The organism is Streptomyces sp. NPDC017979, assembly GCF_044328175.1.
In the GTDB taxonomy this organism is placed as follows: domain Bacteria; phylum Actinomycetota; class Actinomycetes; order Streptomycetales; family Streptomycetaceae; genus Streptomyces.
Genome location: NZ_JBIRGU010000001.1, coordinates 631,006 through 644,502, shown reverse-complemented (window position 1 = coordinate 644,502; position 13,497 = coordinate 631,006). Strand labels below are relative to the sequence as shown.

The following is a 13,497-nucleotide window of genomic DNA, read 5'->3' as shown; positions in this document are numbered from 1 at the left end:
CCGCTGGACCCCGGTCAATCCCTGGGAGTCGCAGCGGGGTGGTTATTCTCTCCATCTGTCAGGACGCGAGGACGCCCGAGGGGGGCGGGTCCGCTCCGGACCTGGGACACGGAGGAAGGCGGCCGGGTAGATGGAGACGACGAGTCGGGAGGCGGACCAGACCGCGGACGGGCCGACGCCGGCCTTCCACGGCCGGGGCACCCTCGACGACTACGCCCGTGCGTCCTTCCCCTGGTACGGGCTCGACGAGGCGTTCACCGGGCAGCGCCGGCTGATGCAGGTCGCCGCGGCGGCCGACGGCGTCGTGCAGCACGGCTCCCTGGGCCACGGCGACGCGCCGTCGATACGGTCGGACGCCGCGGCCTCCATGCGGGAGCGCTTCGCGGTGGTCGTCACGGTCGCCGCCAGCCCCGTGCGCCGCAGCGGCGACGGCACGGGCGTCCTGGAAGCCACCACGGTCTCCTCCGCGGCCTGGCTGGCCGGCTCCGGGCTGCTGGCGCACACCTGGCCGCCGCAACTGGACCACGCGCTGCGGGACGACTGGCTGGACCAGCAGACCGAGACGGCCTTCGTCCTCGCCGACGACCTCGACGGGCCGGAGTGGTCGCAGCTGTCGCTGCCGGTGAACGGCGAGCCCACGCCCTTCCACTACCGCGAGACGGACTACGGATGGGTGCTGGCGGGCTCCACCAGCTCCACCGCCGGCTCCGACGGCACCGGGGGCCCGGGAGTGCACCTGGGGGCGTACGGGCGCGGCATGAGCGCGTACGGCCTCGGCTTCTCGGTGGTGCACGACCTCGCGCCGTACGAACAGGACGCCTTGGCCTGAGGCCCCGCCCGCCTACGCACGAAAGGACCGGGGGCGCCCGATGCGGGCGCCCCCGGTCCTTTCGTGCGTACGGAACTGAAGAACTCTTAGAACTTGTTCCGGGGTGTGATGCCGAGGCTCAGGCCGGCCAGCCCGCGCTGTCGGCCGCCGAGCTTCCCCGCGATCGAGCGCAGCGCCGCGCCCGCCGGCGACTCCGGGTCGCTGAGCACGACGGGCCGGCCCTCGTCGCCGCCCTCCCGCAGCCGTACGTCGATCGGGATGGCGCCCAGCACCGGAACGTTCGCGCCGGTCGTCTTCGTCAGCCCCTCCGCGACCTTCTGGCCGCCGCCGGTGCCGAACACGTCGACCATCTCGTCGCAGTGCGGACAGGGCAGCCCGGACATGTTCTCCACCACGCCGACGATCTTCTGGTGCGTCTGCACCGCGATGGAGCCGGCGCGCTCCGCGACCTCCGCCGCGGCCTGCTGCGGGGTGGTGACGACCAGGATCTCCGCGTTCGGCACCAGCTGGGCGACGGAGATCGCGATGTCGCCGGTGCCCGGCGGCAGGTCGAGCAGCAGGACGTCCAGGTCGCCCCAGTAGACGTCGGAGAGGAACTGCTGGAGCGCGCGGTGCAGCATCGGGCCGCGCCACACCACGGGGGTGTTCCCCGGGGTGAACATGCCGATGGAGATCACCTTCACGCCGTGCGCCGACGGCGGCATGATCATGTTCTCGACCTGGGTGGGAAGGCCGTCGGCGCCCAGCATCCGCGGCACCGAGTGACCGTAGATGTCGGCGTCCACCACGCCGACCTTCAGCCCGTCCGCGGCCATCGCCGCGGCCAGGTTCACGGTCACCGAGGACTTGCCGACCCCGCCCTTGCCGGAGGCGACCGCGTACACCCGGGTCAGCGACCCGGGCTTGGCGAAGGGGACCTCCCGCTCGGCGGTGTTGCCGCGCAGGGCGGTCGCCAGCTCCCGCCGCTGTTCGTCGCTCATCACGTCCAGCGTGACGTCGACCCGGCTGACGCCGTCGACGCGGGCGACCGCGTCCGTGACGTTCTTGGTGATCGTCTCGCGCATGGGGCAGCCGGAGACCGTGAGGTACACCGTGACGGCGACCGCGCCGTCCGCCCCGACCTCGACCGATTTCACCATGCCGAGTTCGGTGATCGGTCGGTTGATCTCGGGGTCGTTCACCGTCGCCAGTGCTTCGAGCACCGCGTCTTCCGTAGCCATACGGAGATGGTACGGCGCGGGCTCCCGCCGCCGGAAAGGCCGTCAGCGGTCGCCTTCGTCACGCTCCGGTGCGGCATCCCCCGGGAATACGGCCGCCCGCTCGTCCAACTCGCGCAACTCCCCGAGGTCGCGCACCAGGTCCTGGAGCTCGGAGCGGATCCAGTCGCGGGTGGCGACCTCGCCGAGGCCCATCCGCAGGGACGCGATCTCCCGCGTCAGGTACTCGGTGTCCGCGATGGAGCGCTCGTTCTGCTCGCGGTCCTGCTCGTGGGTGACCCGGTCGCGCTGGTCCTGGCGGTTCTGCGCGAGCAGGATCAGCGGCGCGGCGTACGACGCCTGGAGCGACAGCATCAGGGTCAGGAAGATGAACGGGTACGGGTCGAAGCGCAGCGACGCGGGGGCGGCGATGTTCCACACCACCCACATGATGATGACCGCGGTCATCCAGACGATGAACCGCCCGGTGCCCAGGAACCGCGCGATCCGCTCCGACAGCCGGCCGAACGCCTCCGGGTCGTACTCCGGCAGCACGGTGCGCCGCGGCACCTGGGGCAGGTCGAGGCGGGCGCGGGCGCGCACCGACGGCCGCTCCTTCTGCTCCGCGCGGTCGCGGTCGGCGGGCTGCCCGAGGTCGCCGCTCATGACCCGTCCCCGCCCTTCACGACCCGTACCCGCTGCTCATGACCCGTCCCTGCCGCTCATGACCCGGCCGCCCGGTCGGCGTCGTCGTGGAGGGCGGACTCCTCGAACTCCGTCTCCCGCCAGTCCTCCGGCAGCAGGTGGTCGAGCACGTCGTCCACCGTCACCGCGCCCAGCAGCGAACCGCTCTCGTCGACGACCGGCGCGGCCACCATGTTGTACGCGGCCAGGTAGCTGGTCACCGCGGGCAGCGGGGTGTCCGGCGCGAGCGGCGGCAGGTCCGAGTCGACGACCGAACTGACCAGGGTGTACGGGGGGTCCCGCAGCAGTCGCTGGAAGTGCGCCGTCCCCAGGTACTTGCCCGTCGGCGTCTCGTCCGGCGGGCGGCACACGTACACCTGCGCCGCCAGCGCCGGCGACAGGTCCTCCTGGCGCACCCGGGCGAGCGCGTCCGCGACCGTGGCGTCCGGGCGCAGCACGATCGGCTCCGTCGTCATCAGACCGCCCGCCGTGCGCTCCTCGTACGACAGCAGTCGGCGCACGTCCGCCGCGTCGTCCGGCTGCATCAGCCGCAGCAGCCGCTCCTTGTCGTCCTCCGGCAGTTCGGAGAGCAGGTCGGCCGCGTCGTCCGGGTCCATCGCCTCCAGGACGTCGGCCGCGCGCTCCTGGTGGAGCTTGCCGAGGATCTCGATCTGGTCGTCCTCCGGCAACTCCTCCAGCACGTCCGCCAGCCGGTCGTCGTCGAGGGCGGCCGCGACCTCGCCGCGGCGCTTGGGGGAGAGGTGGTGCAGCACGTTGGCGAGGTCGGCGGGGCGCATCCGTTCGAAGGTGGCGACCAGGCTCTCCGCGCCCTGCGCCTCCTCCTCCAGCCGGAACCCGCTCACCGCGGACCACTCCACCGTCAGCGTCTCGCCCTTGCGGCGCAGCGCGCCGCCCCGGCCGCGGCGCACGAAGACCCGGTCGACCTCCCACTCCCGGCGCGCCGGCAGCCGCTGCACCGAGACGTCGAGGACGGTCACCTCCTCGTCGGTCTCCACCAGGTGCACCCGACGGTCCAGCAGTTCGCCGAGGACCAGGCGCTCGGTGGGGCGCTGTTCGAAGCGGCGGACGTTCACCACGCCCGTGGTGATGACCTGGCCGGACTCGATGCCGGTCACCCGGGTCATGGGCAGGAAGATCCGGCGCCGGGTCAGCACCTCCACCACCATGCCGAGGAGCCGGGGCGGCCGCCGGCCGACCCTGAGCATGACGACGAGGTCGCGGACCCGGCCGACCTGGTCGCCGTTCGGATCGAAGACGGGCACGCCGGCGAGGTGGGAGACGAAGATGCGGGGGGTGCTCGCCGCCATGCTGCCCCCTTTCCCTGTTTTCGGGGGCTTCAGGCTAGCCCGTGCCGTTTCGTTCCGCCGGCGTTCGGCGTCCGGATGGCTGCGCACGGCTGCCGCCGAAGCGCTCGCGCGGCACGGGTACGCTGCGCTCTGCACCCCCCTTTACCAGCAGTGCTCCCAGCAGTACCCCAACAGCGATGCGAAGCAGATGAGAGGCAGTGCGCAGGTGGCCCTTCTCCCGTCCGTCCCCCGTGCGCGCCGGGCCGTCGTGGCCGCGGTGCTGAGTGCGGGGCTCACCGCAGGGCTCGTGTCGTGCAGCGAGGCCGAGGACCCGGACAAGGGGACGAACGGCCTGGGCAAGCTCCCCGCCGCCGAGATCGAGAACCAGGCGCGGGCGGCGGCGGCCGAGGCGAAGTCGGTGAGCCTGTCCGGCACGCTGGTCAGCAAGGGCGGCACGTACAAGCTGAACATGCGGCTGAAGGACGACGGCGGCACGGGGTCGGTGACGGCCGGCGACAACACCTTCGAGCTCCTGCGGGTCGCCGACGACCTCTACCTGAAGGCGGACGCCGGCTTCTGGGCGCCGTCCGCGAAGTCGGACGCGGACGCGGAGGCGGTGGAGAAGCTGGAGGGGAAGTACGTGAAGGTCCCGGAAGGTGACCCGGCGTACGACCAGTTCCGCGGCTTCACCGACAAGGACGCGCTGCTCGACGGCTTCCTCGGCATGACGGGCGAACTGAGCAAGGGCGACCGCACGAAGATCGGCGGCGTCCGCACCATCCAGGTCTCCGCGGGGGAGGGCGCGGGCGGGGTGCTGGACGTCTCGCTGGAGGGCGCGCCGTATCCACTGCAGTTCGCGCGGGCGGGGGGCGGGGGCGTGCTGACGTTGGGCCGGTGGGGTGAGGACTTCCCGCTGGCAGCGCCCCCGACGTCCGCGACGGTCGACTACGGCAAGTCGCTCCCCAAGACGATCGACTGACCCCCTCGCGGGTGCGGGTGCGGGTGCGCCCAGCGCCCTGACGACCTCGCCGTTGCCCTGCGGGCGCGTTGTCCCCTGCGGCCCGGTGGTGGGTTGCTCGCGCAGTTCCTCCCCCTGTGCCCTGCGGGCGCCGTTGGTCTCTGCGGGTGCACTGTGGCTTGTCGCGCAGTTCCTCGCGCCCCTGTTTCGCTCACCTCGTCGTGACCTGCGGAGCCGGAGGTTTTAGGGGCGCGGGGAACTGCGCGAGAACCACGCACGGGTCGCAGAGACCAATGCTCCCGTGGGAGAACGGCGGGGGTGTCAGGGGGCGGAACTGCGCGACCAGCCCACCACCGGTCCGCAGGGGGCGGCGAGGTCGTCCGAGGCGTCAGGCGCGGCGGGCGCGGCCGCGGCCGCGTCCGCGGAGGAGCTTCGGGAGGGCCGCCGGAATCGGGGCCCGGGTCGTCGCAGAGGTGGGCCGCGGGGCCGTCGCCAGGGAGCCGTCCGGCAGGGACGCACCCACCGCCGCCAACTCCAGCCGCAGCACTCGGCACCCCCGTGCCCACTCCTCCCGCAACCCCTCCGTGTCCGTCGCGTTCAGCCGCTTCGTCTTCAGCTCGGCGACCGCCGACTCCCACTCCTCGGAGCGCGGTTCGAGTTCGCGCACGGACGCGGTCCAGGACACCAGCCGGCCGCCCTTGTCCTTGCTGCGCACCGTGACGGTCGCGCGCCCGCCGGCCACCAGGCCGGGCAGCGGCTGTTCCTGCGGGCCGTCGCCGACGACGTGCGCAGCGCCGTCGTGCCAGACGTGCCACAGCGCCCGCTCCTCCGCGCCCGCGACCTCGCCGCGCACCCACACCAGCCCGGACTTCTTGGTGGCCTCTTCGACAAGGGCCACGTCCAAGTCGGACGGCTCGGACAGGTCCGCCCGCTGCGTCGGTGTCATGGCCGCAGCCTACCGCCAGGCGTTACAGCCACCCCCCGCAGCCGACCCGCGCCGCCGCCCCTCACAGCCAACCGTTCCGCTTCAGCGTGCGGTGGATGGCGAAGCAGATGACGCCGATCGCCGTCAGCACCATCGGGTAGCCGTACTTCCAGCCCAACTCCGGCATGTAGTCGAAGTTCATGCCGTAGATCCCGCACACCGCCGTCGGCACGGCGATGATCGCGGCCCACGACGTGATCTTGCGCATGTCCTCGTTCTGCGCGACCGTCGCCTGAGCCAGGTTCGCCTGGAGGATCGAGTTCAGCAGCTCGTCGAAGCCCAGCACCTCCTCCTGGACGCGGGCGAGGTGGTCCGCGACGTCCCGGAAGTACTTCTGGATGTCCGGGTCGATCAGCCGCATCGGCCGCTCGCTGAGCAGCTGCATCGGCCGCAGCAGCGGCGTCACCGCCCGCTTGAACTCCAGCACCTCCCGCTTGAGTTGGTAGATGCGGCCCGCGTCCGTGCCGCGCGGGCTGCCCTTGGAGGGTGCGGAGAAGACGTCGATCTCGACCTCGTCGATGTCGTCCTGCATCGCCTCGGCGACCGCGATGTAACCGTCGACGACGTGGTCCGCGAGGGCGTGCAGCACCGCCGACGGGCCCTTGGCCAGCAGCTCCGCGTCCTTCTGGAGCCCGTGCCGCAGCGCCCGCAGGGAGCCCTTGCCGCCGTGCCGGACCGTGATCACGAAGTCCCGGCCGGTGAAGCACATGACCTCGCCCGTCTCGATGACCTCGCTGGTCGCGGTGAGCTCGGCGTGCTCGACGTAGTGCACGGTCTTGAAGACGGTGAAGAGGGTGTCGTCGTACCGCTCCAGCTTCGGCCGCTGGTGCGCGTGGACGGCGTCCTCCACGGCCAGCGGGTGGAGCCCGAACTCCGCGGCGATGCCGGCGAACTCCTCCTCCGTCGGCTCGTGCAGCCCGATCCACGCGAAGCCGCCGCCCTCCCGGACCCGCAGCATCGCCTCACGCGGCGTCAGGCACGTCTCGCTCGTCACCCGCTGCCCGTCGCGGTAGACGGCGCAGTCGACCACCGCGCTGGAGGCGGACGGGTCGTGGGCGGGGTCGTACGAGCTGTACGGCGCGCTGCTCTTGCGCAGGGCGGGGCGGACGGCGGCGCGCAGGTCACGGATCATCGACACGGCTGGCTCCTTCACGGAGGGGCCGTCGGGGCGCGTGGCGTGGCACAGCCCGGAATGGGGACGTGGTCCTCACGTCCGCAAAGCGGGCGGCACCGCGGGGTGCGCGGTGACGGCGTTCGCTACAGACAGGCAAAGACAGCAGGGAAAGCAGCAAGAAGACGGGGGCGCTGTGCTCTTCCGCCGTGCGGATCGCCGGTGCGTCACGGAGCGTCGGGTGCGGACGTACGAGTACGGGCGCGGGACGGGCCGTGGATCGCGGTGCGGTGCGGGGGTCAGCTCATCGGGAGAAGTGATGGCGCTGCGCGGAAGAGCGGTTGGTACTACACGGTCGACTTCGATCCACCGTGGATCCCACCTCCTCCGGCCGGTCCCCCGTGGGGGATAGACGAGCTGCCCGGGACCGGAGGGCGGAGCTGGCGTCCGCCTTCGGGTGGACGCCTTCGCGTCGATGTCCCGACCAGCCTCCAACACTATCAGCCGACTGACGGCCAACTGGTGTCCTTGCCCGTTCCCTACGCGATTTATGCTCGCCGGATGGCAGAAGTTCTCGCTCTGGTCGAGGCGCGGTTGCAGACGGCGCTCGGTGCGCCGGACGCGCGCGCCGCGGTGACGTTCCTCGGGACGGACCGCATCGAGGTGCTCCGCTTCCGTGCCGACGACGCGCGCGGCGGCAGTGACGGCGGCAGTGACGGCGCCGGTGGTGGTGAGGGGGGCGGCGGAATCGTGCGGTACGCGACGCTCGGGATGTCGGCCCACCCCATGTCCGACCCGACCGCGGTGGTCGCGGACCCGGTCAAGGGACCCCGCGCCGAGTTGGTCCTGTCCGTGCGTTCGGGGCTCGCGGACACCGACCGGGTGCTGCGCCCGCTCGCCGTACTCGCTGCGTCCCCCCAGGTCGAGGGCGTCGTCGTGGCCCCCGGCGCCTCCCTCGACGTCGGCGAGGCGCTGTGGCCGGGCGCCCCCTTCACCTCGGTGCTGGTGGGCGAGCCCGGCGGACTCGTGGACGACCTGGAGTTGGACGCCCCGCTGGAGGCCGTGCGCTTCCTGCCGTTGCTGCCGATGACGCCGAACGAGGCCGCCTGGAAGCGCGTCCACGGCGCCCAGGCGCTGCAAGAACGCTGGCTGACCCACGGCACCGACCTGCGCGACCCGCTGCGCGCGCCCGTTCGGCTGGACTGACGTTCCGGGTACCTCCGCGGGCTGCGCTTACACCCGGTGCCGTGCGATCGCAAGCGCACCCGCCGGAAAGGGTGATCGTCCTTGACGTGGGGGCGGGCGGGTAGGACCGTTGGGCCCTATGAGGGGCGAACCCAGTTGCCCGAAGTGCGGTGGGCGGGTCAGGGCGCCCGGACTCTTCGCCGACGCCTGGCAGTGCGATGTCCACGGCGCCGTGCATCCGCTCCAGCCGGTGATCCCGCCCAGTGTCGAAGCCCTCGGCGTCGTGGTGCACCGCGCCCGGGTGCCCGTCTGGATGCCCTGGCCGCTGCCGGTCGGCTGGCTCTTCACCGGCGTCGCGTACGCGGGCGACGACCGCAGCGGCGGCCGGGCCACCGCCGTCGCCTGCACCGGCCCGGGCCCGCTCGGCGGCATCGGCGAACTGCTGCTGGTCGCCGAGGAGTTGGGGGTCGGCCTCGGCGCGCGCTACGCCGGCATCGACGGCCCCGACCCCGGCCCGCACATCCACTTCGACCGGGCGCCCCAGGCGAAGATACTGGCCGCGGGCCGCCCCACTCCCCTGTGGCACGTCCGCGCCGCCCCCGACGACCGCGCGGTCTTCGCGGGCGAGGCGCGCGGGCTGTGGCTGTGGGCGATCGTCTGGCCCGAGCGCTCCGGACTGCTGATGTACGACGAACTCGTCCTCACCGACCTGCGGGACGCGGGCGACGAAGTCGAACTGGTCCCCTGCGGTGCGTTGTCGCCACGGCTGCTGTCCTAGGCCGTCTGCGCGTATGTCCCTGCGCGTATGTCCCTGTGCGTATGGACGTAGCCGCCGTAGCTCTGCGGGAGCGCTGGTCTCCACCGGCCGGTGGTGGGTTATTCGCGCAGTTCCGCCCCCTGTGCCCTGCGGGCGTGGGGGGACCCCCAGTGCCCCTAAGCCCCCTGACCTCAGCTCGCAGCAAAGTGACGGGAGCAGCGAAACAGGGGCGCGGGGGAACTGCGCGACCAGCCCACCACCGGGCCGCAGAGGTCAACCCTTCCGCAGGGAAACGGCGGCTTCGTCCGGAGGCGCAGCAGGTCCGGACGAGGCACGTGCGGGCCGCTGCGTGCGCGCGGTCGTACGGGTGAGCGGGCCGGATACACTGAATCGGCCCTCGTCACGACCGTTCCGACCGCCCCGTTCGTCCCACCTCACCCTTGGAGTCCCGCGTGCGCATCGACCTGCACACCCACTCCACGGCGTCGGACGGTACGGACACCCCCGCCGAGCTGGTGCGCAACGCCGCCGCTGCGGGGCTGGACGTGGTGGCCCTCACCGACCACGACACCACCCGCGGGCACGCCGAGGCGACCGCCGCGCTGTCCGGCCTGGAGCGCCCGCTGACGCTGGTCACCGGTGCCGAGATCTCCTGCGCGCTGGACGGCGTGAGCCTGCATCTGCTGGCGTACCTCTTCGATCCCGCGGAGCCGGAGTTGCTGCGCGAGCGCGAGTTGCTGCGCGATGACCGGGTGCCGCGGGCGCAGGCGATGGTGGCCAAGCTCCAGGAGCTCGGCGTGCCCGTCGAGTGGGCGCAGGTCGCCCGGATCGCCGGCGACGGCACCGTGGGCCGTCCGCACGTCGCCGCGGCGATGGTGGAGGTCGGCGCCGTGCCGACGGTCTCCGACGCGTTCACCGAGGAGTGGATCGCCGACGGCGGCCGGGCCCACGTCGTCAAGCACGAACTCGACCCGTTCACCGCGGTCCGCCTGGTCAAGGCGGCCGGCGGGGTCGCGGTCTTCGCCCACCCGGCGGCCGTCAAGCGCGGTCGTACGGTCCCCGAAGAGGCCATTGCCGAGCTGGCCGCCGCCGGCCTCGACGGCATCGAGGTCGACCACATGGACCACGACGGGCCCACCCGCGCCCGGCTGCGCGCACTCGCCGCGGACCTGGGGCTGCTGACCACGGGCTCCAGCGACTACCACGGCAGCCGCAAGGACGTCGCCCTCGGGCAGTACACCACCGACCCGGAGATCTACGGCGAGATCACGCGCCGCGCCACGGGCGCGTTCCCGGTCCCGGGCGCGGGTGGGCGCCCCGCGTAGGACCGCGCCCCGCGCGCCGTCCCCCACCTCCCTCCGCACGGCCCGTGCGCAGGCTGAACCGAGCGTCGGCACCTCCGTGCCGCGGCCCTCGGCGCCGCGCGGGCGTGCCCCTCCCCACCCTGCTCACACGTTCCTTCGCGACCCCTTAGGCACCACCGTGTTCGACGCCGCCGTATTCGGCTCCCTCTTCCTGACCCTGTTCGTCATCATGGACCCCCCGGGGATCACTCCGATCTTCCTCGCGCTGACCTCCGGGCGCCCCGCCAAGATGCAGCGGCGGATGGCCTGGCAGGCCGTCGCCGTCGCCTTCGGCGTGATCACCGTCTTCGGCCTCGTCGGGCAGCAGATCCTCGACTACCTGCACGTGTCCGTGCCGGCCCTGATGATCGCGGGCGGACTGCTCCTGCTGCTCATCGCACTCGACCTGCTCACCGGAAAGACGGACGAGCCCAAGCAGACGAAGGACGTGAACGTCGCGCTGGTGCCGCTCGGCATGCCGCTGCTGGCCGGGCCCGGCGCGATCGTCTCGGTGATCCTGGCCGTGCAGAACGCGGACACGGCGGGCCAGCAGATCGCGGTGTGGTCGGCGATCTTGGTCATGCACGCGGTGCTCTGGCTGAGCATGCGCTACTCGCTGCTGATCATCCGGGTGATCAAGGACGGCGGCGTGGTGCTGGTGACCCGGCTCGCGGGCATGATGCTCTCCGCGATCGCGGTCCAGCAGATCATCAACGGCGTCACCCAGGTCGTCCAGGGCGCCTGAGCCCGCGGCCCCCGCCCCCAAACGGCCCGGGACACGACCGTGCCCCCGCGGAGACCCGCGGGGGCACGGTCACGTCTGTTGCTCCGAACGAGCTATGAAGCCGGCGTTTCGGCTGGGCGGATGTAGATGCGCTGGCCCGTTGCTGCGGCCTGCTGCACGATCCGGTTGACGGAGGCGGCATCCACGACCGTACTGTCCACGGCGGTGCCGTTGACGTCGTCCAGTCGCATGATCTCGAAGCGCACGGCTTCTCCCTTCGTCCTGATCCTCCTGCTGGAGAACTGATGCGGTCAGTCATCATCAACATGGGTTGCCGCATCAATTATTCCCTACGCTAAGGAAACTTTTTACGTGTCTAACTACTGGTGGGTTCGTGCGGATCAGGGACGAAGGGGTGCGGTGTGAACGAGACCGGTGAGATCGCGGCCCGGCTGGACCGCACCAACGAACTCCTCCAGCGCGTCCTCGTCGAGGTCTCGCGGACCCCCTCGACCCATGCGATCTTCGTGGACGCGGGGTACGTGTACGCGGCGGCCGGGTTGCTGGTGGCCGGCACCGAGGACCGGCGCTGCTTCGACCTGGACGCCGAAGGGATCATCGAGGCGTTCATCGACAAGGCGCGCGGCATCTTCGCCGACAGCCGACTGCTGCGGGTGTACTGGTACGACGGCGCCCGCCGCCGCATCCACACCACCGAGCAGCAGTCCATCGCCGAACTCCCCGACGTCAAGGTGCGGCTCGGCAACCTCAACGCCAACAACCAGCAGAAGGGCGTCGACTCCCTGATCCGCGGCGACCTGGAATCGCTCGCCCGCCACCGCGCCATCAGCGACGCCGCCCTCGTCGGCGGGGACGAGGACCTGGTGTCCGCGGTGGAGGCGGCGCAGGGCTACGGCGCCCGCGTCCACCTGTGGGGCATCGAGTCCGCGGACGGCAGCAACCAGGCCGAGCCCCTGCTGTGGGAGGTCGACAGCCAGCGCACCTTCGACCTCGACTTCTGCCGCCCCTACATCAACCGCCGCGCCGTCACCACGTACGAGCACGACGGCTCGCCGCCGCCCTCCCGCGAGGAGGTCCGCTTCGTGGGTGCGCAGATCGCGGCGACCTGGCTGGGGGAGCGGGGCCGGGAAGCCCTGGCGGAGCTGCTGCCCGGCCACCCGTACCTGCCCGGACCGGTCGACCAGGACCTCCTGGTCCAGGCCGAACAGCGGCTCCAGACGTCCCTACGCGGCCAGGCCCCGCTGCGGCGCGCCCTGCGGGACGGCTTCTGGCAACACCTCCAGGCCCAGTACTAGCCCGTGCCGGGCCTCGCCGTCGCCCCTACGGTCCGCCCCACGCCACCGGACCGCGGCGGCCAACGCTTCCGCAGGGCAACGGCGGCTCCGTCCAAGGGCACAAGGGAGCGCGACCTGAGCCCGCGCCCGCCCCGACGACCTAGTGGCGGTCCCAGAAGTCGGCGATGGCGCGGGCCGTCTCGGTGGGGCGGTCGGTGTTGGGTGAGTGCTCGGCGCCGGTGACGACCGTGCGCCGCGCTCCGAGCCGTACCGCCATCTCGTCCATCAGCGCCACCGGCCACACCTCGTCCCGCTCACCGCTCAGCACGTGCTTGGGCAGCGACGCCACGGCGGCCAGCTCGTCGACCCGGTCCGGTTCCACGGACAGTTGGCGGCCCGTCGTGATCAGCTGTACGGGGTTGTGGCGCAGCCAGCGCTGCCGCAGGTCCTCGCGGTCCGAGGCGGTGTCCGTCGGGTCCGCCACGTCCACGTCCTGCGGCGTCTCCTGCGCCTGCATGGCCTCCCACACCTCCGCCATCCCCGTCGACGCGAGCGCTTCGCTCAGCATCCGCACCTGTGCCCGCTGGCCCTCGCTGATCAGTGCGGGGCCGGACGACATCAGGGTCAGCGTCCGGAACGGCGCCGCGTCGATGAGGACCGCGGCGCGGGAGATCTGGCCGCCCAGGGAGTGGCCCAGCAGATGGACCGGGCCGCCGCCGGTCTCCTCGGCGAGCGCCACGGCCTGCGCGAGCAGGTCGCGGGCCAACTCCTCCTGTGCGTACGCCTGCGGATCCGCCGGCCCCGCGGTCTCGTACTGACCGCGTCCGTCGACGGCGGCGATCCGGTACCCGGCGTCCGTCAACGGCTGGAGCAGGGCGATGAAGTCCTCCTTGCTGCCGGTGAAGCCGGGCACGAGGAGGGCGGCGCCCCGGTGGCCGCCGGCGGGCGCCTCGGGGGCGGCGTCGAGCACCGCGAAGTCACCGCGGCCGGTGCGCAGGGTCCGGGAGCGCGAGCAGGCGGGCGGCTCGAAAGTCGATGGGCGGCTCATGCGTTGAGGTTAACGGCGCTCGCAGGGGGGTGCCCGACCGGGGCGGAACGCCGACGGCCCGGTCCCTGGGCGGGA

At 72.3% G+C, this 13,497-nt stretch carries 14 protein-coding genes; 7 read left to right on the top strand and 7 right to left on the bottom strand.

The genetic code is table 11. From position 1 onward, the window contains the following. The first annotated feature begins 130 nt into the window (after positions 1-130). Positions 131-829, top strand: coding sequence for a hypothetical protein (locus ACH4E8_RS02715; RefSeq protein WP_398443644.1), 699 nt, complete (start codon positions 131-133; stop codon positions 827-829). An 86-nt stretch (positions 830-915) separates the two neighbouring features. On the opposite strand, the gene ACH4E8_RS02710 is transcribed toward ACH4E8_RS02715, so the two are convergent. Genes ACH4E8_RS02710 through ACH4E8_RS02700 form a run of 3 tightly spaced genes read right to left on the bottom strand, consistent with a single transcriptional unit; the run spans position 916 to position 4,037 of the window. Further along, entirely contained in the window at positions 916-2,049 is a 1,134-nt protein-coding gene (locus ACH4E8_RS02710; protein ID WP_361529607.1) for an Mrp/NBP35 family ATP-binding protein, read from the bottom strand. 42 nt (positions 2,050-2,091) lie between these two features. Next, entirely contained in the window at positions 2,092-2,691 is a 600-nt protein-coding gene (locus ACH4E8_RS02705) for a DUF1003 domain-containing protein (protein WP_398443642.1), read from the bottom strand. A gap of 56 nt (positions 2,692-2,747) precedes the next feature. Beyond that, on the bottom strand, positions 2,748-4,037 hold the full coding sequence (locus ACH4E8_RS02700; RefSeq protein WP_398443640.1) for a magnesium transporter MgtE N-terminal domain-containing protein: 1,290 nt from the start codon (positions 4,035-4,037) through the stop codon (positions 2,748-2,750). 187 nt (positions 4,038-4,224) lie between these two features. On the opposite strand from ACH4E8_RS02700, the gene ACH4E8_RS02695 reads away from it, so the two are divergent. After that, a complete protein-coding gene (locus ACH4E8_RS02695) occupies positions 4,225-4,995 on the top strand; it encodes a hypothetical protein (protein ID WP_398443638.1) in 771 nt (256 codons plus the stop codon). Positions 4,996-5,362: 367 nt separating this feature from the next. Here ACH4E8_RS02695 and ACH4E8_RS02690 read toward each other — a convergent pair whose 3' ends face one another. Beyond that, positions 5,363-5,920 (bottom strand): hypothetical protein, encoded by a 558-nt coding sequence (locus ACH4E8_RS02690; RefSeq protein WP_398443636.1) that lies wholly within the window; start codon positions 5,918-5,920, stop codon positions 5,363-5,365. Between the two features lie 61 nt (positions 5,921-5,981). Then, on the bottom strand, positions 5,982-7,097 hold the full coding sequence (locus tag ACH4E8_RS02685; RefSeq protein ID WP_398443635.1) for a magnesium and cobalt transport protein CorA: 1,116 nt from the start codon (positions 7,095-7,097) through the stop codon (positions 5,982-5,984). 534 nt (positions 7,098-7,631) lie between these two features. On the opposite strand from ACH4E8_RS02685, the gene ACH4E8_RS02680 reads away from it, so the two are divergent. The 4 genes from ACH4E8_RS02680 to ACH4E8_RS02665 all read left to right on the top strand — a co-directional run bounded on the left by ACH4E8_RS02680 (position 7,632) and on the right by ACH4E8_RS02665 (position 11,100). Then, complete coding sequence (locus ACH4E8_RS02680; protein WP_398443633.1) at positions 7,632-8,276, top strand: suppressor of fused domain protein; 645 nt, start codon at positions 7,632-7,634, stop codon at positions 8,274-8,276. A gap of 118 nt (positions 8,277-8,394) precedes the next feature. Further along, positions 8,395-9,033 carry a DUF6758 family protein gene (locus ACH4E8_RS02675; RefSeq protein ID WP_398443631.1) on the top strand — a complete coding sequence of 213 codons (639 nt, stop codon included), beginning with the start codon at positions 8,395-8,397 and terminating at the stop codon, positions 9,031-9,033. Positions 9,034-9,464: 431 nt separating this feature from the next. Next, the gene (locus ACH4E8_RS02670; RefSeq protein WP_398443629.1) at positions 9,465-10,337 is read left to right on the top strand and encodes a PHP domain-containing protein; all 873 of its coding nucleotides are present in this window, start codon (positions 9,465-9,467) and stop codon (positions 10,335-10,337) included. 157 nt (positions 10,338-10,494) lie between these two features. Beyond that, a complete protein-coding gene (locus tag ACH4E8_RS02665) occupies positions 10,495-11,100 on the top strand; it encodes a MarC family protein (protein ID WP_361959179.1) in 606 nt (201 codons plus the stop codon). Between the two features lie 92 nt (positions 11,101-11,192). Here the strand turns inward: ACH4E8_RS02665 and ACH4E8_RS02660 are convergent, their stop codons facing one another. After that, positions 11,193-11,345 carry a hypothetical protein gene (locus ACH4E8_RS02660; RefSeq protein WP_398443627.1) on the bottom strand — a complete coding sequence of 51 codons (153 nt, stop codon included), beginning with the start codon at positions 11,343-11,345 and terminating at the stop codon, positions 11,193-11,195. A 156-nt stretch (positions 11,346-11,501) separates the two neighbouring features. Between ACH4E8_RS02660 and ACH4E8_RS02655 the strand changes: the two genes are divergently transcribed. Then, a complete protein-coding gene (locus tag ACH4E8_RS02655) occupies positions 11,502-12,395 on the top strand; it encodes an NYN domain-containing protein (RefSeq protein ID WP_398443625.1) in 894 nt (297 codons plus the stop codon). Positions 12,396-12,534: 139 nt separating this feature from the next. Here ACH4E8_RS02655 and ACH4E8_RS02650 read toward each other — a convergent pair whose 3' ends face one another. Continuing rightward, positions 12,535-13,422, bottom strand: a complete 888-nt coding sequence (locus ACH4E8_RS02650) for an alpha/beta fold hydrolase (RefSeq protein WP_398443623.1) — start codon at positions 13,420-13,422, stop codon at positions 12,535-12,537. Positions 13,423-13,497 lie beyond the last annotated feature (75 nt).

What these genes read in the sequence shown, in the direction of transcription:
- ACH4E8_RS02715 (WP_398443644.1), top strand. Translation starts at nt 131, where the DNA reads ATGGAGACGACGAGTCGGGAGGCGGACCAGACCGCGGACGGGCCGACG.
- ACH4E8_RS02710 (WP_361529607.1), bottom strand. Translation starts at nt 2,049, where the DNA reads ATGGCTACGGAAGACGCGGTGCTCGAAGCACTGGCGACGGTGAACGAC.
- ACH4E8_RS02705 (WP_398443642.1), bottom strand. Translation starts at nt 2,691, where the DNA reads ATGAGCGGCGACCTCGGGCAGCCCGCCGACCGCGACCGCGCGGAGCAG.
- ACH4E8_RS02700 (WP_398443640.1), bottom strand. Translation starts at nt 4,037, where the DNA reads ATGGCGGCGAGCACCCCCCGCATCTTCGTCTCCCACCTCGCCGGCGTG.
- ACH4E8_RS02695 (WP_398443638.1), top strand. Translation starts at nt 4,225, where the DNA reads ATGAGAGGCAGTGCGCAGGTGGCCCTTCTCCCGTCCGTCCCCCGTGCG.
- ACH4E8_RS02690 (WP_398443636.1), bottom strand. Translation starts at nt 5,920, where the DNA reads ATGACACCGACGCAGCGGGCGGACCTGTCCGAGCCGTCCGACTTGGAC.
- ACH4E8_RS02680 (WP_398443633.1), top strand. Translation starts at nt 7,632, where the DNA reads ATGGCAGAAGTTCTCGCTCTGGTCGAGGCGCGGTTGCAGACGGCGCTC.
- ACH4E8_RS02675 (WP_398443631.1), top strand. Translation starts at nt 8,395, where the DNA reads ATGAGGGGCGAACCCAGTTGCCCGAAGTGCGGTGGGCGGGTCAGGGCG.
- ACH4E8_RS02650 (WP_398443623.1), bottom strand. Translation starts at nt 13,422, where the DNA reads ATGAGCCGCCCATCGACTTTCGAGCCGCCCGCCTGCTCGCGCTCCCGG.